The sequence below is a fragment of the Mesorhizobium sp. M1328 genome, from assembly GCF_040318075.1.
GTDB lineage: Bacteria > Pseudomonadota > Alphaproteobacteria > Rhizobiales > Rhizobiaceae > Mesorhizobium.
Map to the genome: position 1 here is coordinate 12,485 of NZ_JAMYLO010000013.1, position 18,565 is coordinate 31,049.

Annotated in this window: 18 protein-coding genes; 17 read left to right on the plus strand and 1 reads right to left on the minus strand. The window is 62.9% G+C overall.

Features of this window, described 5'->3' with window-relative positions:
* The first annotated feature begins 366 nt into the window (after window positions 1-366).
* From rcdA to ftsH, 16 genes are all read left to right on the plus strand, one after another.
* On the plus strand, window positions 367-894 hold the full coding sequence (gene rcdA / locus NKH23_RS21400; RefSeq protein ID WP_352909901.1) for a protease adaptor protein RcdA: 528 nt from the start codon (window positions 367-369) through the stop codon (window positions 892-894).
* 320 nt (window positions 895-1,214) lie between these two features.
* Window positions 1,215-1,727 (plus strand): crossover junction endodeoxyribonuclease RuvC, encoded by a 513-nt coding sequence (ruvC, locus tag NKH23_RS21405; protein ID WP_023678004.1) that lies wholly within the window; start codon window positions 1,215-1,217, stop codon window positions 1,725-1,727.
* 56 nt (window positions 1,728-1,783) lie between these two features.
* Entirely contained in the window at window positions 1,784-2,053 is a 270-nt protein-coding gene (locus tag NKH23_RS21410; protein WP_353035302.1) for an AbrB/MazE/SpoVT family DNA-binding domain-containing protein, read from the plus strand.
* Window positions 2,031-2,453, plus strand: a complete 423-nt coding sequence (locus tag NKH23_RS21415) for a type II toxin-antitoxin system VapC family toxin (protein ID WP_352909905.1) — start codon at window positions 2,031-2,033, stop codon at window positions 2,451-2,453. The genes NKH23_RS21410 and NKH23_RS21415 overlap by 23 nt, the downstream gene beginning before the upstream one ends.
* Window positions 2,454-2,466: 13 nt before the next feature.
* Window positions 2,467-3,087 carry a Holliday junction branch migration protein RuvA gene (ruvA, locus tag NKH23_RS21420; protein WP_352522865.1) on the plus strand — a complete coding sequence of 207 codons (621 nt, stop codon included), beginning with the start codon at window positions 2,467-2,469 and terminating at the stop codon, window positions 3,085-3,087.
* A 40-nt stretch (window positions 3,088-3,127) separates the two neighbouring features.
* On the plus strand, window positions 3,128-3,412 hold the full coding sequence (locus NKH23_RS21425) for an AbrB/MazE/SpoVT family DNA-binding domain-containing protein (RefSeq protein ID WP_352909906.1): 285 nt from the start codon (window positions 3,128-3,130) through the stop codon (window positions 3,410-3,412).
* A gap of 46 nt (window positions 3,413-3,458) precedes the next feature.
* On the plus strand, window positions 3,459-4,499 hold the full coding sequence (ruvB, locus tag NKH23_RS21430; protein WP_023719611.1) for a Holliday junction branch migration DNA helicase RuvB: 1,041 nt from the start codon (window positions 3,459-3,461) through the stop codon (window positions 4,497-4,499).
* Between the two features lie 125 nt (window positions 4,500-4,624).
* The gene (gene ybgC, locus NKH23_RS21435) at window positions 4,625-5,095 is read left to right on the plus strand and encodes a tol-pal system-associated acyl-CoA thioesterase (RefSeq protein WP_352909908.1); all 471 of its coding nucleotides are present in this window, start codon (window positions 4,625-4,627) and stop codon (window positions 5,093-5,095) included.
* A 294-nt stretch (window positions 5,096-5,389) separates the two neighbouring features.
* Window positions 5,390-6,100, plus strand: a complete 711-nt coding sequence (gene tolQ / locus NKH23_RS21440) for a protein TolQ (protein ID WP_352489260.1) — start codon at window positions 5,390-5,392, stop codon at window positions 6,098-6,100.
* 9 nt (window positions 6,101-6,109) lie between these two features.
* Window positions 6,110-6,568, plus strand: a complete 459-nt coding sequence (gene tolR, locus NKH23_RS21445; RefSeq protein ID WP_352909911.1) for a protein TolR — start codon at window positions 6,110-6,112, stop codon at window positions 6,566-6,568.
* Window positions 6,569-6,575: 7 nt separating this feature from the next.
* Window positions 6,576-7,733, plus strand: a complete 1,158-nt coding sequence (gene tolA / locus NKH23_RS21450) for a cell envelope integrity protein TolA (RefSeq protein WP_352909914.1) — start codon at window positions 6,576-6,578, stop codon at window positions 7,731-7,733.
* Window positions 7,734-7,800: 67 nt separating this feature from the next.
* The gene (gene tolB / locus NKH23_RS21455; RefSeq protein WP_502895839.1) at window positions 7,801-9,084 is read left to right on the plus strand and encodes a Tol-Pal system beta propeller repeat protein TolB; all 1,284 of its coding nucleotides are present in this window, start codon (window positions 7,801-7,803) and stop codon (window positions 9,082-9,084) included.
* 298 nt (window positions 9,085-9,382) lie between these two features.
* Window positions 9,383-9,889 carry a peptidoglycan-associated lipoprotein Pal gene (pal, locus tag NKH23_RS21460; protein ID WP_023677992.1) on the plus strand — a complete coding sequence of 169 codons (507 nt, stop codon included), beginning with the start codon at window positions 9,383-9,385 and terminating at the stop codon, window positions 9,887-9,889.
* 188 nt (window positions 9,890-10,077) lie between these two features.
* Complete coding sequence (gene ybgF / locus NKH23_RS21465; RefSeq protein ID WP_352909917.1) at window positions 10,078-11,184, plus strand: tol-pal system protein YbgF; 1,107 nt, start codon at window positions 10,078-10,080, stop codon at window positions 11,182-11,184.
* 54 nt (window positions 11,185-11,238) lie between these two features.
* On the plus strand, window positions 11,239-12,711 hold the full coding sequence (gene tilS, locus NKH23_RS21470; RefSeq protein WP_352909919.1) for a tRNA lysidine(34) synthetase TilS: 1,473 nt from the start codon (window positions 11,239-11,241) through the stop codon (window positions 12,709-12,711).
* A gap of 105 nt (window positions 12,712-12,816) precedes the next feature.
* A complete protein-coding gene (gene ftsH, locus NKH23_RS21475) occupies window positions 12,817-14,742 on the plus strand; it encodes an ATP-dependent zinc metalloprotease FtsH (protein WP_352517047.1) in 1,926 nt (641 codons plus the stop codon).
* A gap of 710 nt (window positions 14,743-15,452) precedes the next feature.
* Here the strand turns inward: ftsH and NKH23_RS21480 are convergent.
* On the minus strand, window positions 15,453-16,115 hold the full coding sequence (locus NKH23_RS21480) for a hypothetical protein (RefSeq protein WP_502908375.1): 663 nt from the start codon (window positions 16,113-16,115) through the stop codon (window positions 15,453-15,455).
* Between the two features lie 874 nt (window positions 16,116-16,989).
* Here NKH23_RS21480 and glmM point away from each other — a divergent pair.
* The gene (gene glmM, locus NKH23_RS21485; RefSeq protein ID WP_292664754.1) at window positions 16,990-18,342 is read left to right on the plus strand and encodes a phosphoglucosamine mutase; all 1,353 of its coding nucleotides are present in this window, start codon (window positions 16,990-16,992) and stop codon (window positions 18,340-18,342) included.
* Window positions 18,343-18,565 lie beyond the last annotated feature (223 nt).

The following is an 18,565-nucleotide window of genomic DNA, read 5'->3' on the forward strand; positions in this document are numbered from 1 at the left end:
CAGCTGTGCTGTTACGGCACAGATGCTGGGCGCTTGATCGAAAAATATGCCCTGCGTTAAGGGTTCGTTAAGCTTTACAGGCGTTTACTATGTCCATCCAGTGATCTGGATTCTTACCGAGTGGTTGGAGCCACTTTGTTTGACGCCTCCCTGTTAAACTCCTGAGAGCCGCCTTATCCGCGGCTCTTTTTTTGTGCGCCGGCATGGGCGTCCTTCCGGCTAAATGCGGCCGTTAACCGTTTGTTAAACATGTGCTTGCCTTCGCTGGCAGCGAAGCGCATTTTCAAGCTTCAGTCGTTTAGGCTGCCGAATGTGGCAGCCACGAGCCGAATCGGCCGGCTGTCAGGCAAGTGCAGGGGCGTAGCGATGAACGAGCCTTCGAAGGCGAGCGCGAAAACCATCAAGCTGGCGGAGCGCCGGGTTTTCTCCCAATCCTTCAAGCCGCTCTATCAGGAAGGCATGGGCCTGGTCGAGCAGGCGGCCGAATATCTCGACGGCAAGGGCCGCGCCGAGGCCAAGAAGCTGTCGAGGCTGGCGGCGACGCTTTATGCGGCCGAATCGATGCGGCTGACCACCAGGCTGATGCAGGTCGCCTCGTGGCTGCTTTTGCAGCGGGCGGCGAATTCCGGCGAGATGACCCGCGATCAGGTGGCTTCCGAAAAATCCAAGGTGCGTCTCGACACCGCCTCCGCGCACGAGGAGGCGCCCGGCTGGGCCGAGCTGCCGACGGATTTCGTCGACCTCGTCAACCGCTCGCTGCGCCTTCAGGCGCTGGTGCGCCGCATGGACGAGGAGATCTATGGCGGCCTCGCCGAGGTGCCGCCGTCGAGCCGTCGCGTCAATCCGGTCTCAGACCAGATCACGCTGCTGAACACGGCTTTCGCCCGCGGCTGACAGGCCGCTTGATAATTCTACTCTGACGGACACCTGGCGCGGTTCTCTGCGCTTACCTGCAGCGCCGCGCGTCCTTTGGACGCGCAAAGGACGCTGCAGCACTTTGATTACGCATGATCTTAACCGGAAAATCGAACCCGATTTTCGGGATCATGCGTGGGCTCACGGACCAAATGTCCGCTCCGCTTCGGTTCCCGAAAACCACGCCATCTGTCTCGTCAGAGCGAACTCTCAAACAGCCTGCGGGACGTAGCCAGACCTCGTTTCTGGTTTGTTCACATTTCGCTGGCATCGCTGTCCGCCGAAGGTAGACTTGGCGGATGGGGGAAGCGATTCGCATCATCGGCATCGATCCGGGGCTGAGGCGCACCGGCTGGGGCATCGTCGAGAGCCTCGGCAATTCGCTGCGCTTCGTCGCCTCCGGCACGGTACGGTCCGATGACAAGGCCGCGCTGGCGGTGCGTCTTTGCCAGTTGCATGACGGGCTCGCCGAGATCCTGCATGCCGCGATGCCGCACGAGGCGGCGGTCGAGCAAACTTTCGTCAACAAGGACGCCGCTGCGACGCTGAAACTCGGCCAGGCACGCGGCATCGCCATGCTGGTGCCGGCGCGTGCCGGCCTTGTCGTTGCCGAATATGCGCCAAACGCCGTCAAAAAGGCGGTGATCGGCGTCGGCCATGGCGACAAGAAGCAGATCCACATGATGGTCAAGGTGCTGATGCCGAAGGCGACTTTCGACAGCGATGACGCCGCCGACGCGCTGGCTATCGCCATCTGTCACGCGCATCACCGGCAGAGCATCGCCTACAGGATGGCGGCGCTGGCCGGATAAGTTTGTTCTTGACTTGTTCTCCGGCTGATAATAAGTAATACCGACGAGGTATTACCATGCGCGTTACCACTAAGGGCCAAGTGACCATCCCGAAGCAAATACGGGATCATCTGGGTATCGGCCCGGGCTCGGAGGTGGAGTTCGTCCCCACCGAGGACGGGGCTCGTGTCATAGCCGTCGACGAAAACATGTCGGAGGAGGAAGCCGCGCGCAGATTCAGCCAGATGCTCGGCCGTATGGCCGGTACGCTGGATCTGGGGGGCATGACGACGGACGAATATATGGAATGGCTGAGGGGCCCACGTGAAGACCTCGACATTGATTGACACAGATGTCCTGATCGACGTTTGGGGTCCTGCCGGACGGGAGAAGAAGTGGTCGGCGTCGGCAATCACCGCATGCCGGCGCGACGGCGCGCTTGTCATCAACACAATCGTCTGGTCCGAACTCGCGCCGCTGATTGCAACGGAGCAGGCCCTTCGCCAAGCAGCCGACATGCTCAAGATCGAGCGTGAATTCCTGCCGTGGGAAGCAGCCTTCCTCGCTGGTGTCACGCACTCGCGCTATCGCCGCGCCGGCGGCATTCGCGAACGAACCTTGCCGGATTTCTTTATCGGCGCCCACGCAGTCATTGCGGGACATCGGCTACTGACGCGCGATGCCGCGCGCTATCGCAGCTACTTCCCGGACCTCGATATCATCTCTCCGGAAACCCACCCGGCATGATCGGCAAGCTCAAATGATCGGCAAGCTAAAAGGCACGCTGGACGAGATCGACGAGGATTTCTGCATCGTCGACGTGCATGGCGTCGGCTACGTCGCCTATTGCTCGGCGCGCACGCTTGCCGCATTGCCGCCGCCCGGCGAGGCGGTGGTGTTGTTCATCGAGACCTATGTGCGCGAGGATATGCTGCGGCTCTATGGGTTCCAGTCGGTGCTGGAGCGCGAGTGGTTCCGGCTGTTGATGAACAATGTGCAAGGCGTCGGCGCCAAGGTGGCGCTGGCTATCCTGTCGACGCTGGCGCCGGCCGATCTCGCCAATGCGATTGCGCTGCGCGACATCGCCATGGTCAGCCGCGCGCCCGGCGTCGGCAAGAAGGTGGCCGAGCGCATCGTCACCGAGCTGAAGAACAAGGCGCCGGCCTATGCGGGCACTGCCTCGGGCACCATCGGCCTGAAGCAGGAGCTCGGCGAAGGCGTTGCCTCGGCGCCGATCACCGATGCCGTCTCGGCGCTGGTCAATCTCGGCTATTCGCGCGACACCGCCGCCAATGCGGTGGCGGCGGCGCTGAAGACGGCAGGCGAGGAGGCGGACGCATCGAAGCTGATCCGCTTCGGGCTGAAGGAGCTGGCACGGTGAGACGTTGCCCGACAAATAAATTCCGACTAGGAACAAGAGCATGGTCGGATATGCGGGCTTGACCTCCAGGGGGCAGCTTACGATTCCAAAGAAAGTCCGGTACGAGTTGTCGCTCAAGTCAGGCGATATTATTGCCTGGACGGTCGTGGATGGTCTCCTGATAGGAACGCCGCGCAATCTCGAATTTGCCGACCTCGCTGGATTTCTAGGTGATCCACCTGACGGGCCCGTTACGCTGGAACAGATCGACGCGGTGGTAAGAGATGCAGTAGGCCGCCATGTTGTTGGCGAGCAGCAAGACGCCGAACGAGAGGGTGCCGTGTGACCTTGATCCGTGTCGATACGAACTTTTTCCTTCGAGCGGTATGCGCATGAGTCTTTCGCCACGCCTCATTGCTCCCGACAAACGCGGCGAGGACGCCGAGCAGACCTTGCGGCCGCAGACGCTCGGCGACTTCGTCGGCCAGGCGGCGGTGCGGGCCAATCTCAAAGTGTTCATCGAAGCCGCCAAGGGGCGCAGCGAAGCGCTCGACCATGTGCTGTTCGTTGGCCCGCCCGGCCTCGGCAAGACGACGCTGGCGCAAATCATGGCGCGCGAGCTCGGCGTCAATTTCCGCTCGACCTCGGGCCCGGTCATCGCCAAGGCCGGCGATCTCGCAGCGCTGCTCACCAACCTCGAAGACCGCGACGTGCTGTTCATCGACGAGATCCACCGGCTCAACCCGGCGGTCGAGGAAATCCTCTATCCGGCGATGGAGGATTTCCAGCTCGACCTGATCATCGGCGAGGGGCCGGCGGCGCGTTCGGTCAAGATCGACCTGGCCCGCTTCACCCTCGTCGCCGCCACCACCCGGCTCGGCCTGTTGACCAACCCGCTGCGCGACCGCTTCGGCATCCCGGTCAGGCTCAATTTCTACTCGGTCGAGGAATTGGAACAGATCGTGCGGCGCGGCGCCCGCATCCTTGCCATGCCGCTCGGCGACGACGGTGCTTTGGAGATCGCCCGGCGGGCGCGCGGCACGCCGCGCATCGCCGGCCGGCTGTTGCGCCGGGTGCGCGACTTTGCCAGCGTTGCCGGCGACGGCCATGTCGACCGCAAGATCGCCGACGAGGCGCTGACGCGGCTCGAGGTCGACGGGCTCGGCCTCGACGCACTCGACCGCCGCTATCTGTCGATGATCGCCCGGAATTTCGGCGGCGGGCCGGTCGGCATCGAAACCATCGCCGCCGGGCTTTCCGAACCACGCGATGCCATCGAGGACATCATCGAGCCCTTTCTGATCCAGCAAGGCTTCATCATGCGCACCCCGCGCGGCCGCGTGCTGGCGGCCAATGCCTGGCGGCATCTCGGCCTCGACGCGCCGAAGGACCTGGCGCAGCAGCAGATCAGCCTGTTCCAGGAAGAGCCGTAAGTTCCGCTGCTTATGGCTTCGGTGCTGGCAGTTCCCGGCCCCGCCCTCCAGGTCTTGATCATCGCCGGTCTATGCGCAAAACAGGTGTTGCTTAAAACAGGGCCCGTCGGGCCAAAAGGACAGCAATGGACGATCATGGTGAATCGGCCTTGTCCGCCGGGCTTTCCGGCGCGCTGACGGAATTCGGCCATCGATTGATGGCGCGGGTCTATTATGCAGACACCGATTTTTCCGGCGTCGTCTACCACGCGCGCTATCTCGAATTCTTCGAGCGCGGCCGTTCCGACTATCTGCGGCTGGCCGGCGTCCACCACACCGAGCTTGCCGACGGCAAGCATGGCGAGAGAATAGTCTGGGTGGTGCGGCGCATGGAGATCGACTTCCGCGGTTCGGCCCGCATGGACGACATCCTGACCATCGATACGCGCACCGACGAGATTTCCGGTGCGCGCATCGTCATGGCGCAGCAGTTGAAACGCGGCAGCGAGGTGCTGGTCGAGGCGCGGGTCGAAGCGGCGATCGTTGGCGAGAACGGCCGGCCGCGGCGCTTTCCCAAGGATTGGGTGGCAGCCTTCATGCCCAGAACGCGCAAATAAAGGTTCAGAGGCAACGATCCCGAGCTCCCGGTCGGGGCCAGGATCGCCGGGCGGCTCGTCGGGGCGCGGCAATGCGCCGCGCTGTACGTCCTAACCCATCCTTAACCATAACGGTCCATGAAGGGATTGGTTAAGATTGGGAGAATCCAAGCGCCTTCCTTTCACCAATATTTGCCCCGAAAAGGCCGCCAACGGTGCATTTGGGGTTATTCCGCCAGCCTAACGCGAACGGATCACAAGGGATGCCCATGGGCCAGCCGCCAGCCACGCCCGGAAAATCTTTAAGGACGTAACATGGAAAACATCGCTCTCGCCGACCCGGGCGCGCATTTATCGATTTGGGCCTTGTTCATGCAGGCCGGTTGGGTGGTCAAGCTGGTCATGATAGGGCTGCTCTGCGCCTCGATCTGGACCTGGGCGATCATCGTCGACAAGCTCGTCGCCTATGCCCGCATGCGGCTGGCGCTCAATCGCTTCGAACAGGTGTTCTGGTCGGGACAGTCGCTGGAAGAACTTTACCGCACGCTCGCCGACCGCAAGACGACCGGCATGAGCGCGATCTTCGTCGCCGCCATGCGCGAATGGAAGAAGAGCTTCGAGAAGGGCGCGAAATCGCCGCTCGGCCTGCAGACCCGCATCGACAAGGCGATGGATCTGGCGTTGACCCGCGAGATGGAAAAGCTTGAAGGGCGGCTCGGCTTCCTCGCCACCACCGGCTCGGCGGCGCCGTTCATCGGCCTGTTCGGCACCGTGATCGGCATCATGACCTCGTTCCAGGCGATCGCCGCCTCGAAGAATACCAGCCTGTCGGTGGTCGCGCCCGGCATCGCCGAAGCGCTGCTGGCGACGGCCATCGGCCTGCTCGCCGCCATCCCGGCCGTCATCGCCTATAACAAGCTGTCGTCGGACGCGAGCAAGATCGCGGTGCGCATGGAAGGGTTCGCGGATGAGTTCTCCGCCATACTCTCGCGCCAAATCGATGAAAAAGTCGCGCAGAAGGCCTGAGGAACGATCATGGGAATGTCCGTAAGCGCAGGTGGCGGAGGACGCGGCGGGCGCGGCCACAGGCGGCGCGGCCGCCATCACGCCTTGATATCGGAGATCAACGTCACGCCGATGGTCGACGTCATGCTGGTGCTGCTGATCATCTTCATGGTCGCGGCGCCGTTGCTGACGGTCGGCGTGCCGATCGACCTGCCGGATACCCAGGCCAAAGCGATGAACGCCGATACGCAGCCTATAACCGTGTCCATCAACTCGGCCGGTCAGATCTACCTCCAGGAAACCGAGATCCCGATCGAGGAGCTGGTGGCAAAGCTGCAGGCGATCTCGAAGACCGGCTATGACGAGCGCATTTTCATCAGAGGTGACAAATCTACCGACTACGGCATGGCCATGAAGGTGATGGCTCGTATCTCGGCCGCCGGCTACAAGAATATCGGCCTGGTTTCACTGCAGGAACAGGATCAATAGACGCAAGATGAGGACCGGTCTCACCACATCGGTGATCTTGCATACGGTGGCGATTGCCTTCGGGCTGTTCACGTTGTCCTCGCCGCCCGCGATGCCTGCGTCCGATGCGGAATCGGTGTCGGTCGAGATCGTGCCGATGGAAGCGACGGCACAGGTCCTGCAAGGCGACAAGAAGGCTGTGATGCACGACAAGCCGGCGCCGCTACCGACGCAGCGTCCCGACATCGTTCCAGACGCCCAGAAAATCGGCGATAACAGCGTCGACACCGACAAGCCGCCGACACCGGAGCCCAAGCCCCAGCCGGTCGATATGACGGCGGCTCCGCCACCCGCGCCGACGCCGGTCGAAAAGCCCAAGCCCGAGGACGTGCCGAAGCCGAAGGAAGAGCCGAAGCCTATTCCCGCTACGGAGGTAGCGCCGGTGCCGCAGCCGAAGGAAGAGGTCAAGCCCGAGCCTGTCAAGCAGACCGAGCCCAAGCCGACGCTGGCCAAGGAGCCGACGCCCACGCCGCCGCAGGACAAGACTGCAGCGATCGAGCCGCAGCCCGAGGTCAAGCCGGATGCCGTCGCCGAGGCGATTGCCAAGCAACCGCCAACCGAGGAGGCGCAGCTTCCGGACTCGGCCCCGGCACCTGAGGCTCGGCCGAAGCCGCAGCCGGTCCAGGCAGAAAGCGCCAAGGCACCGGAGCGCAAGGACGCCGACAAGCCGGTCAAGGAAGCCTCCTCCAAGCCGAAATCGGACGACAAGCAATTCAACGCCGACGAGATTTCGGCTCTGCTCGACAAGCGGAAGCCGGCCGGGGGCGGCGCCAAGCGCTCGACCCAGCAGGCATCGCTCGGCGGCGAGAAGGATCAGGGCCAGAAGCTTTCGAAATCGGAGCAGGGGGCATTGGAGGCCCAGCTTGGTGGTTGCTGGACACTTCCGGCAGGGCTCGAGGGTTCGGAGAATTTCGTCGTCGTGGTCCGGTTCAATCTGGACGCCTCCGGCAAGTTGGATGGCCGGCCGAGCGTTGAAAAGTCGAGCGGAAACCGCCCGTTTGACGAAAGTGCAGTGCGCGCGGTTCAGAAATGCGATGTGGCCGGCTTGCAAGTTCCCGCGGGCAAGCAAGACATCTGGTCCGACGTTCGGGTCACTTTCGACCCCAGGGAGATGCTCGGCCTTTAGGCCCGGCGCCCACAGAGTCAGCGAAGAGAAGCGAGAAGACATGAAATCCATCCTCAAGCCGCTCCTGATGATCGTAGCGATGGCGCTGGGCATGACTGCCGCCGCCACCCTGCCGGCGCGGGCGCTCGTTGAGCTCAACGTCAACAAGGGCAATGTCGAGCCGTTGCCGATCGCCATCACCGACTTCCAGGGCGGCGATGCGCTCGGCGCCGAGATTTCCGGCATCGTCAGTGCCGACCTGAAACGCTCCGGCCTGTTCGCGCCGATCGACAAAAGCGCTTTCATTGAAAAGATCTCGAACCCGGATGCCACGCCGCGCTTCGAAGACTGGAAGGTGATCAATGCGCAGGCGCTGGTCACCGGCAGTGTCGGAAAGGAGGCTGACGGCCGTGTCCGCGCCCAGTACCGGCTGTGGGACACCTTTGCCGGCCAGCAGATGTCGGGGGAACAGTTCTTCGCCAACGACGCCAATACCAGGCGCGTCGCCCATATCATCGCCGACGCCATCTATGAGCGGCTGACCGGCGAGAAGGGCTATTTCGACACGCGCGTCGTCTTCATCGACGAGTCCGGTGCCAAGAATGCGCGCAAGAAGCGGCTTGCCATCATGGACCAGGACGGCGCCAACGTCCGCTATCTCTCGAACGGCAAATCGATCGTGCTGACGCCGCGCTTCTCGCCGAACCGGCAGGAAATCACCTACATGTCCTATGAGAGCGGTCAGCCGCGGGTGTACCTTTTGCAGATCGAGACGGGGCAGCGCGAGCTGGTCGGCAATTTCCCCGGCATGACCTTTGCGCCGCGCTTTTCGCCGGACGGCCAGAAAGTAATCATGAGCCTGCTGCGCGATGACGGCAATTCCAACATCTTCGCCATGGACCTGAGAAGCCGCTCGACGACCAGGCTTACCAATTCGACCGCCATCGACACCTCACCGTCCTACTCGCCTGACGGCAGCAAGGTGGTGTTCACCTCGGATCGCGGCGGCCGCGCGCAGATCTATGTAATGGGCGCCGACGGCTCGGGCCAGACCCGCATCTCGTTCGGCGACGGCGTCTATTCGACGCCGGTGTGGTCGCCGCGCGGCGATCTCATCGCCTTCACCAAGCAGACCGGCGGCGAATTCCAGATCGGCGTCATGCGCACCGACGGTTCGGGTGAGCGCATCCTGTCCACCGGCTTTCAGCAGGAGGGGCCGACCTGGGCGCCCAACGGCCGGGTGCTGATGTTCTTCCGCGATTCCAATGGCGGACCAAAACTTGTTTCGGTCGATCTCACCGGCCGCAACGAACAGTCGATCCCGACGGCGAACTTCGCCTCGGATCCGGCCTGGTCGCCGCTGCTCGAATAGTTCCGGGCAAGGATGTTCAATTCGAGCATCCTTTGCTCCCAGTTGCACGTCGGCAACGGTGGCCGAAAAGCGCCGTTTCCGGCCTTGTTTTCACCCGATGGTCGCGTTTTGGCCGCATTTCCGCCTACGGTCCGCGCTCATTGTGTAGCCTTGGATGACCCGTCGGGGCGCCCCCTGCAACGAAGGCTGCGGACGGCAGCCGAAACCAAATTTTAACCGTGTTTCTTGAGCGTCGGTTAACCCAAACGTGGTTACTGGACGATCAATGAAATCACTCGAATTGCGAAGGAGAGGCGGCATGGGCCGTATCGCAGCACTTACCACAAACCCGGTCATGATCGCGCTCGTCGCGATGCTCGCGATCACCGGTTGCGCCTCGAAGAAGACGCCGAACAGCGCCGCCGATCTCGGCCTAAACGGCGCTGGCGCGGCAACGCCCGGGTCGGCCCAGGACTTTACCGTCAACATCGGCGACCGCATCTTCTTCGATACCGATTCGTCCTCGATCCGCGCCGATGCGCAGACGACGCTGTCGCGCCAGGCGCAGTGGCTGAACCAGTACAAGCAGTATGCCATCGTCATCGAAGGCCATGCCGACGAGCGCGGCACGCGCGAATACAATCTGGCGCTCGGCGCCCGCCGTGCTGCTGCCACCCGAGACTTCCTGGTCGCCAAGGGCGTTTCGGCGCAGCGCCTGAAGACCATTTCTTACGGCAAGGAGCGTCCGGTCGCGGTTTGCGACGACATCTCCTGCTGGTCGCAGAACCGCCGCGCCGTAACCACGCTGGGCGGCGCCGGTTCTTGATCGGCATTAATGCAACACTTGGTGCGAAAGGCGGCCAAAGGGCCGCCTTTTTCATATCTGCTCGCTCCAAACAAAATTTGGCCGAAGTCTCACGTCCTGTTAAGAGCCGAGAGCGTCTGGCTAGTCCCCAGTTGGCTGGTCTACTTCGAGTGAGAGGCGCGCAACAATGGTTTCACGGCGAGAGGCACATGCATTTCAGATCGGTCTTGAGCGGCACGCTTGCGCTGCTGCTCGTATCAAGTATCTCGGCAGTTGCTGACGGGGCAAGCGGCACCGGGCAGTCATCGGAAAGCGGTTTTTCCTTCCATCTGCCGACGATCAAACTGCCCGGCATTTTCGGCGAAAAGAAAAAGCCGGATCAGGTTCAATTCGCGCAACAGGATGGCACCGGCACTCCGGCGCTGGAGGAACAGCTCCGGCAGATGAACGGCAAGATCGAGGAACTCAATTTCCAGGTCCTGCAGATGCAGGAGCAGATCCGCAAGCAGCAGGAAGACAACGAATTCCGCTTCCAGCAGCTGGAAGGCGGTCAAGGCGCGCAGCAGCCGGCCGAGCAGAAGAAGTCCGAGGCCGGACCCAGCAGCGACAGCCCCAACAGCGACAGCAACGTGGCAGAGGCGCCGGCAACGCAGGCTCCGGCTGCTGCGGACACGCCGCCAGCCGGCGACAAGAGCGTCGAGGACGTCATCATCGAATCGCCGAGCGGCGATCCCGGCAAGCTGATCCCCGGCGCGCCGCCCAAGACGTTCGGCACGATCACCGTCGACAAAAACGGCAATGTCGTCGAAGCCGGCGGCAATGCGCAGGCGAACGCGCCGGACCAGAATACGGCCCCAGCCAACGGCGCCAGCGCAGCCGGCAACAAGGCCGGTAAATCCGATGATACGGTGGTCGCGGCACTCCCCTCGACCAACGATCCGGAGGAGCTTTACCGAAACTCCTACCAGTTCATCCTGTCGGGCGACTACAGCACCGCCGAACAGGGTTTCCGCGACCATATCGCTCGTTTTCCCCGGGACGCCAAGGCGGCGGACGCGCATTACTGGCTTGGTGAATCGCTGCTCGGCCAGCAGAAATACCGCGATGCGGCCGAGATTTTCCTCGCTGCCAGCAAGGACTATCCCAAGGCCAAGAAGGCGCCCGACATGCTGTTGAAGCTCGGCGTTTCACTGGTCGGGCTGAAACAGCGCGACGTGGCCTGTGCCACCTTCAGCGAGATCGGCAAGCGCTACCCCGATATTTCCGGCGCGCTCAAGGAGCGGGTCAAGCAGGAAAGGGCGCTCGCGGCGTGCTAGTTTTTCCGTTGCATGTCGTTGCCCCAAAACCGGGCCCACTTTTGGGCGACATGCATGACGCTCGACACCGAGCCTGACCTTTCGGATTTTTCGCGGATCGACTTTTCCAACGGCGCTGTTGCGGCCGTGTCCGGCGGCAGCGACTCGACCGCCCTTCTCCTCCTCCTCAAAGCCCATCTCGACCGTACCGCGCCGGCAACGAAATTGCTGGCGGTGACGATCGATCACCAATTGCGACCGCAAGCGGCAGCGGAAGCGCAAGCCGTGGCCAGGCTGTGCGCAGCACGCGGCATTGCCCATCGCATCCTCGCCTGGTCGGGGCACAAACCATCGACCGGCCTGCCCGCCGCCGCGCGCGAGGCGCGCTACCGGCTGCTCGCCGAGGCCGCCGAAGCGGCAGGCATCGGCCTGATCCTGACGGGGCACACCGCCGACGACCAGGCCGAGACCGTGCTGATGCGGCAAGCGCGTAACGAGTGGGCACGTGACGAGTGGGCACGTGACGAGCGGGCAAGTGATGGAGGGCCAAGTGAAGAAGGGCGAGGCGACGACGGGCCGCGCGATGAAGGGCGGGGCCTTGCCGGCATGGCGCCGGCAACCCTCTACGAGTGGCGGCACTGGATCGTGCGGCCGCTGCTCGGCATAAGGCGTGCTGAGCTGCGCGAATTCCTGCGGCGTGAACAGGTCGCCTGGATCGAAGATCCGACCAATGCCGACACCGCTTTCGAGCGGCCGCGCGTCCGCGCAGCACTTGTTGAAGGCGACGATGCGCCTCGCATGGCTGAAACGATGGCGCTGGCCAGAAAGGCGGCGGTCGAGCGTGAGCAGCTGGGACACCGCGCGGCCATGCTGATCCGCAGCTTGGCCTCCAGGCCGGCCGCCGGCCTCGTCCGCCTCGATCGGGATTTTGCGATGGAAGGCGACAGCCGGGCGGCCATTTATGCGCTGCGCATTCTGCTGGCGGCGATCGGCGGCACCGCCTTCCTTCCCGACCAGGCCCGCAGCGAAGCCCTTTTCGGCCGGCTCCGCACCGGGCCGCTTTGTGCCACATTGTCGCGGACCGTGATCGATGCCCGGCGTACCGGTACCTTTCTGCATCGCGAATTGCGCGATCTGCCGCCCACTGTTGCGCTTTCCGACAATGCCCTTTGGGACGGCCGCAGACGGATCACATTGGGCGACAGTTCAGGTGCATTGTTGATCGCACCGCTGTTGGTGGCACCGCTCGGGGCGGCTCTTGCCGCAAAGCGGGCAATTGCCGGGCGTGGCACGCCGGCAAGCCTTGTACGTGCCGCCTTGGCCGCTGAGCCGGCGCTATGGCGGGATGGCGAATGCCTTGGTTTGCCTGGCGAAGGTCCGATGCCGGCGGCTGTCGCCGCATATCCGGCAGTCGCGCCCTTCGCCCGTTTCCTGCCGTCTTTCGATCTGGCGCCGGCCGATGCCGTCGCCGCCTTGCTTGGCGCGGCGCCGGTTCCAGCCTCGCCATTCGGCGGCCACAGTGCCGGCCTACCACGGGCGAAAGCTTAACCGAGACCTGCTGTTATGCTTGGCAAGGGGAGACGCTCTCCCTATGTTAGGGCCAAGTTTCCTCTCACGACGCGTGTCCGCCCAGCGGCGCCAACGGGACAATTGATGAATCCGAATTATCGCAACCTCGCGCTCTGGGCGATCATAGCGGTGCTGCTCATCGCTCTCTTCAATCTTTTCCAGACGCCGCAGACGCGTGGAGCCTCGAGCGATGTCCCCTATTCGCAGTTCCTGCAGGAAGTCGCGGCGGGACGGATCAAGTCGGTGACCATTGCCGGCGCTCGTATCTCCGGCAACTACACTGACAGTTCCAACGGCTTCCAGACCTATTCTCCTGGGGACCCGTCGCTGGTTTCGCGGCTGCAAGACAAGAACGTCACCATCAATGCGCGTCCTGAATCCGACGGCTCCAATTCGCTGTTCGGCACCCTGATCTCCTGGCTGCCGATGATCCTCATCCTCGGCGTCTGGATATTCTTCATGCGCCAGATGCAGTCCGGTTCCGGCCGCGCCATGGGCTTCGGCAAGTCGAAGGCCAAGCTTTTGACCGAAGCGCACGGCCGCGTCACCTTCCAGGACGTCGCCGGCGTCGACGAAGCCAAGGAAGATCTGGAAGAGATCGTCGAGTTCCTGCGCGACCCGCAGAAATTCCAGCGGCTCGGCGGCAAGATCCCGCGCGGCGTGCTGCTCGTCGGTCCTCCCGGAACCGGCAAGACGCTGCTCGCCCGCTCGGTCGCCGGTGAAGCCAACGTGCCGTTCTTCACCATTTCGGGCTCGGACTTTGTCGAGATGTTCGTCGGCGTCGGCGCAAGCCGCGTTCGCGACATGTTCGACCAGGCCAAGAAGAACGCGCCTTGCATCATCTTCATCGACGAAATCGACGCGGTCGGCCGCCATCGCGGTGCCGGCCTCGGCGGCGGCAATGACGAGCGCGAGCAGACGCTGAACCAGCTGCTGGTCGAGATGGATGGCTTCGAATCCAACGAAAGCATCATCCTGATCGCCGCTACCAACCGGCCCGACGTGCTCGATCCGGCGCTGCTGAGGCCGGGCCGCTTCGACCGCCAGGTGGTGGTGCCGAACCCCGACATCGTCGGCCGCGAGAAGATCCTGAAAGTGCATGTGCGCAACGTGCCGCTGGCGCCCAATGTCGACCTCAAGGTGATCGCGCGCGGCACGCCGGGCTTTTCCGGCGCCGACCTGATGAACCTGGTCAACGAGTCCGCACTGATGGCGGCGCGGCGCAACAAGCGCCTCGTCACCATGGCCGAATTCGAGGACGCCAAGGACAAGATCATGATGGGCGCCGAGCGCCGCTCGTCGGCGATGACGCAGGCCGAGAAGGAGCTGACCGCCTATCACGAGGCCGGTCACGCCATCCTGGCGCTCAACGTGCCGTCGGCCGATCCGCTGCACAAGGCGACCATCATCCCGCGCGGCCGGGCACTCGGCATGGTCATGCAGCTGCCGGAAGGCGACCGCTATTCGATGAGCTACAAATACATGATCTCGCGCCTCGCCATCATGATGGGCGGCCGTGTCGCCGAGGAGTTCAAATTCGGCAAGGAGAACATCACCTCCGGCGCCTCCTCCGATATCGAGCAGGCGACCAAGCTGGCGCGCGCCATGGTGACGCGCTGGGGCTTCTCCGACAAGCTCGGCCATGTCGCCTATGGCGACAACCAGGAGGAGGTGTTCCTCGGCCATTCGGTGGCGCGCACGCAGAACATCTCGGAAGAGACGGCGCAGATCATCGACGCCGAAGTGCGCCGGCTGATCGACGAGGCCTATTCGACGGCAAGGTCCGTCCTGACCAAGAAAAAGAAGGAATGGATCGCGCTGGCGCAAGGCCTACTCGAATACGAGACGCTGTCCGGCGAGGAGATCAAGCAGTTGATCGCCGGCAATAAGCCCGCACGCGACCTTGGCGACGACACACCGCCGAGCCGCGGCTCGGCCGTGCCGAAGTCCGGCCGCCGCAAGAAAGGCCCCGAGCCCGAAGGCGGCATGGAACCCCAGCCGTCAAGCTAGGCTCCGGCCCAGGACAGATCGACTTCGAAGCGCCGCGGCTCTAACCGCGGCGTTTTCTTTTGGGGAATGCGACACGACAATCGCATTTGGATTGTTGCGAAGATGGACCCCCACCCTAAACCTCCCCACAAGGGGGAGGGAATGCTGCCGCGCGCCTTTCCTTCCTCTTTGGCGCCGAAAGGCAGGCAATCTGCCCGAGGTTAGCGCCAACGGAAGTCTCCCTCCCCCTTGTGGGGAGGGGTTAGGGGTGGGGGTCCATCGTAGAGTGAAAGCCTCGGCTTTCCAACCCGCGATAGCCCGCCCCTCGTGGGGAGATGCCAGGTGGTTCGCCCAGAGAGGGGCGCGAAGGAATGGGCCTTCTATCGTCCTCGTTGACAATTTCGGGAAGATCGACAAAGCGCGCTGGAGGATGAAGTTCGTATTTTTGCCGACGGCGCCACATTTTGTTCTTGCTTTGTGCCGGCAGCTGTGCTACTAATTTGGCTATGGTGTCAATTGGCGCCGCCGACCCGCCCGCCGAGGCGGGTTTTTTGTTTCCGGCTGTGAGGGGTTCCGGTGTTGCCGAGATCGATGCCGGCGAGACAGAGGGAGCGAAGGAACGCGACCTGACAGTTGGTTCGACCTCGGAAGGCCCTCGCACTTGTTCGGCAATAAAAAAAAGCCCGCGAACCTTGCGGCTCGCGGGCTCCTATCGTCGAATGATGCCGCGGTCAGCTCTTCAGCTTGGCGTTGCAGAGGCTGTAGAAGCCGCCGCCTTTCTGGATCCACCTGAGGCCGCCCAGCGTGTTGGCGTCCTTGTTGGCGTAATAGAGGTCGAGGCAGGTGTGCATGCGGCCCTTGGCCGGGGTCTCGGTTGCGTACTTCTTGGAGATCGCCGTCGGGAATTTCACGCCCTGGGGGGCGGTGATGGTCGGCGGTTGCGGATCGCCGGTGTACTTGGCATCGGGAGCCGGCAGGGTGTTGTCGTCGGCTGCGCCGGCGCCGCATTGGCTCTTGCGGAAGTCGTTCCACTTCATGCCGTTCAGCGTGTTGCCGGCCTTGGCAGCCTGATATTTGGCGCTGCAATCCGCCATGCTGAGGCCTTTGCCGGTATCGGTCGCGGCAGCTGTCGTCGCCTTGGCAGGTGCCGCGGCAGGTTGTGCCGCTGCAGTTGCACCGGCGGCGCATTCACTCTTGCGGAAATCGTTCCATTTCATGCCGTTGAGCGTGCCGGCAGCCTTGGCGGCCTGGTATTTGGTGCTGCATTCCTTGGCCGTCAGCCCAGGCGCAGCGTCGTCGGCGGCGGCTGCCGCAGCCTTGGTCGCGGCGGCGGGTTGTGCGGCTGCAGTGGCGCCGGCGGCGCATTCGGTCTTGCGGAAATCGTTCCACTTCATGCCGTTCAGCGTGCCGGCGGCTTTTGCCGCCTGGTATTTGGTGCTGCACTCCTTCGCCGTCAGGCCAGGCGCCGCATCGTCGCCGGCGGCTGCCTTGGTGGTGTCGGCGGCCTTGGCCGTGGCTTTGGCTGGGGCGGGATCGGTCGTAGCGGCGGTGGCATCGGTGCCGCATTGGGCCTTGCGGAACTGGTTCCAGTTCTGCCCGCCAAGCGTTCCCGCATCCTTGGCCGCGTTATACTTGGTGCTGCACTCGGCCATGGTCAGCGCATTGGCAGGCGCCGCCAGGAATAAGGTCGCGACGGCAAGACCCGTCAAAGTGGCAAGTCGGTGGATGAGCATGCGTTTTCTCCCTATGGCGGTTCATGATATGTCCCAGTGCAGCAATAGCGCTCAACGGCTGGTTGCGCCAGATGCTAAGTAGCGTAGAGACAATTTAGAGGTGCATTCTTTTCTTTAAGGTGATGAATTCGTTGCCGGGACTGTCTCCCAGCCAAGTTCGTCCGGGTGCATTGCACGGAGAGCGCGCATATGGCTGGTTCCCAGCGAAGACACTGCGTCGCATGACAGCCAGTCAAATCGGCGGGTGCGGCGGACCTGAGCCTACCTCTGTCTGGAGCAGCACGATGCGGATTCGGGTTCAAGGCCACACTGCCACTAACCAAAGGATCCAGATGAGGTTTTAGGTTGACGTTTCTGATGCTGCTGCCGCAACAAGGGCTCGAAACTTGAAAATCAACACACTAGCGTGACGCAAAACACACAAAACAACAATTTTCTAAGGATTGGTCGTCCATAATCATACAATGTGATGACGGGGCTTGGGCCATTTTATGGCATGAGATGCTCGGAAAGAACCATCGGGAAGCTGGCGAACATGGCAGGACATTATTTCGGTACGGACGGCATTCGTGGGCGCGCCAACAAGTTTCCAATGACGGCGGAGGTCGCCATGCGGGTCGGCATGGCCGCCGGCCTCTCGTTCCAGCGCGGCAGCCACCGCCACCGCGTCGTGCTCGGCAAGGATACCAGGCTTTCCGGCTACATGATCGAGAACGCGATGGTATCCGGCCTGTGCGCCGCCGGCATGGATGTCTTCCTGCTCGGCCCGATCCCGACGCCCGCAGTTGCCATGCTGGTGCGCTCGCTGCGCGCCGATATCGGCGTGATGATTTCTGCCTCGCACAACCCCTATTACGACAACGGCATCAAGCTGTTCGGCCCCGATGGCTACAAGCTGTCCGATGAGATCGAGGAGCGTATCGAGGGGATGCTCGACAAGGATATCGAACTGGCGCTCGCCGATTCCGATGGGCTCGGCCGCGCCAAACGCGTCGACGGCGTGCATGACCGCTATATCGAATTCGCCAAGCGCACGCTGCCGCGCTCAATGTCGCTGTCGGGGCTGCGCATCGTCGTCGATTGCGCCAATGGCGCCGCCTACAAGGTGGCGCCTGACGCGCTATGGGAACTCGGCGCCGAGGTCGTTGCCATCAATGTCGAGCCCAACGGCTTCAACATCAACAAGGAATGCGGCTCGACCCATCCGGCCGGCCTGCAAAAGAAGGTGCACGAGGTGCGCGCCGACATCGGCATTGCGCTCGACGGCGATGCCGACCGCGTCGTCATCGTCGACGAGAACGGCGCGATCGTCGATGGCGACCAGATCATGGCGCTGATCGCCGAGTCGTGGCACCAGAGCGGACGGCTGGCCGGCGGCGGCGTCGTCTCGACGGTGATGTCCAATCTCGGCCTCGAACGCTTCCTCGGCGACATGAACCTGCAGTTGCATCGCACCAAGGTCGGCGACCGCTATGTCGTCGAGCACATGCGTGCCCATGGGCTCAATGTCGGCGGCGAACAGTCGGGCCACATCGTACTGTCCGATTTCTCGACCACCGGCGACGGCCTCGTCTCGGCGCTCCAGGTGCTCGCCTGCATCAAGCGGCAGAACCGGCCGGTCAGCGAATTGTCGAAGAAATTCGAGCCGGTGCCGCAGCTTTTGAAGAATGTGCATATTTCCGGCGGCAAGCCTCTGGAAGAGGCGCCGGTCAAGGCAGCGATCGAAGATGCGCGCAATCGCCTCGGCAAGGCCGGGCGCCTGGTCATCCGGCCATCCGGCACGGAGCCGCTCATCCGCGTCATGGCGGAGGGCGATGACCCGCAGCTTGTCGAGTCCGTCGTCAACGACATCGTCGAGGTCATTTCAGAAACGCGCAGCGCCGCCTGATCTCCTTCCAACGTCAGTTCAAAAAGCCCGCCTTTCCGGCGGGCTTTTTGTTGGATCGCCTGTCAGTCCTGCTACAGCAACGGTCGCCAGATTCCTTGGACTTTAGAGATTCGTGGTTAATCGATACGGTTAAACGCCTTTTAACCTTTCCGATTCATTATCCACAACTGAGATCAATCACATTTCGGGCGCGTTCGCCGTTCGAGGGTTCTCAGGGGTGATA

Bases quoted from the DNA above. Each gene is read 5' to 3' on its own strand.
- ybgC (WP_352909908.1), top strand. From the start codon at position 4,625: ATGGACGATCATGGTGAATCGGCCTTGTCCGCCGGGCTTTCCGGCGCG.
- NKH23_RS21480 (WP_502908375.1), bottom strand. From the start codon at position 16,115: ATGAAGTGGAACGATTTCCGCAAGACCGAATGCGCCGCCGGCGCCACT.
- glmM (WP_292664754.1), top strand. From the start codon at position 16,990: ATGGCAGGACATTATTTCGGTACGGACGGCATTCGTGGGCGCGCCAAC.
- tolB (WP_502895839.1), top strand. From the start codon at position 7,801: ATGATCGTAGCGATGGCGCTGGGCATGACTGCCGCCGCCACCCTGCCG.
- pal (WP_023677992.1), top strand. From the start codon at position 9,383: ATGGGCCGTATCGCAGCACTTACCACAAACCCGGTCATGATCGCGCTC.
- rcdA (WP_352909901.1), top strand. From the start codon at position 367: ATGAACGAGCCTTCGAAGGCGAGCGCGAAAACCATCAAGCTGGCGGAG.
- tilS (WP_352909919.1), top strand. From the start codon at position 11,239: ATGACGCTCGACACCGAGCCTGACCTTTCGGATTTTTCGCGGATCGAC.
- tolR (WP_352909911.1), top strand. From the start codon at position 6,110: ATGGGAATGTCCGTAAGCGCAGGTGGCGGAGGACGCGGCGGGCGCGGC.
- ruvA (WP_352522865.1), top strand. From the start codon at position 2,467: ATGATCGGCAAGCTAAAAGGCACGCTGGACGAGATCGACGAGGATTTC.
- NKH23_RS21425 (WP_352909906.1), top strand. From the start codon at position 3,128: ATGGTCGGATATGCGGGCTTGACCTCCAGGGGGCAGCTTACGATTCCA.
- ftsH (WP_352517047.1), top strand. From the start codon at position 12,817: ATGAATCCGAATTATCGCAACCTCGCGCTCTGGGCGATCATAGCGGTG.
- tolA (WP_352909914.1), top strand. From the start codon at position 6,576: ATGAGGACCGGTCTCACCACATCGGTGATCTTGCATACGGTGGCGATT.
- ruvC (WP_023678004.1), top strand. From the start codon at position 1,215: ATGGGGGAAGCGATTCGCATCATCGGCATCGATCCGGGGCTGAGGCGC.
- tolQ (WP_352489260.1), top strand. From the start codon at position 5,390: ATGGAAAACATCGCTCTCGCCGACCCGGGCGCGCATTTATCGATTTGG.
- ybgF (WP_352909917.1), top strand. From the start codon at position 10,078: ATGCATTTCAGATCGGTCTTGAGCGGCACGCTTGCGCTGCTGCTCGTA.
- ruvB (WP_023719611.1), top strand. From the start codon at position 3,459: ATGAGTCTTTCGCCACGCCTCATTGCTCCCGACAAACGCGGCGAGGAC.
- NKH23_RS21410 (WP_353035302.1), top strand. From the start codon at position 1,784: ATGCGCGTTACCACTAAGGGCCAAGTGACCATCCCGAAGCAAATACGG.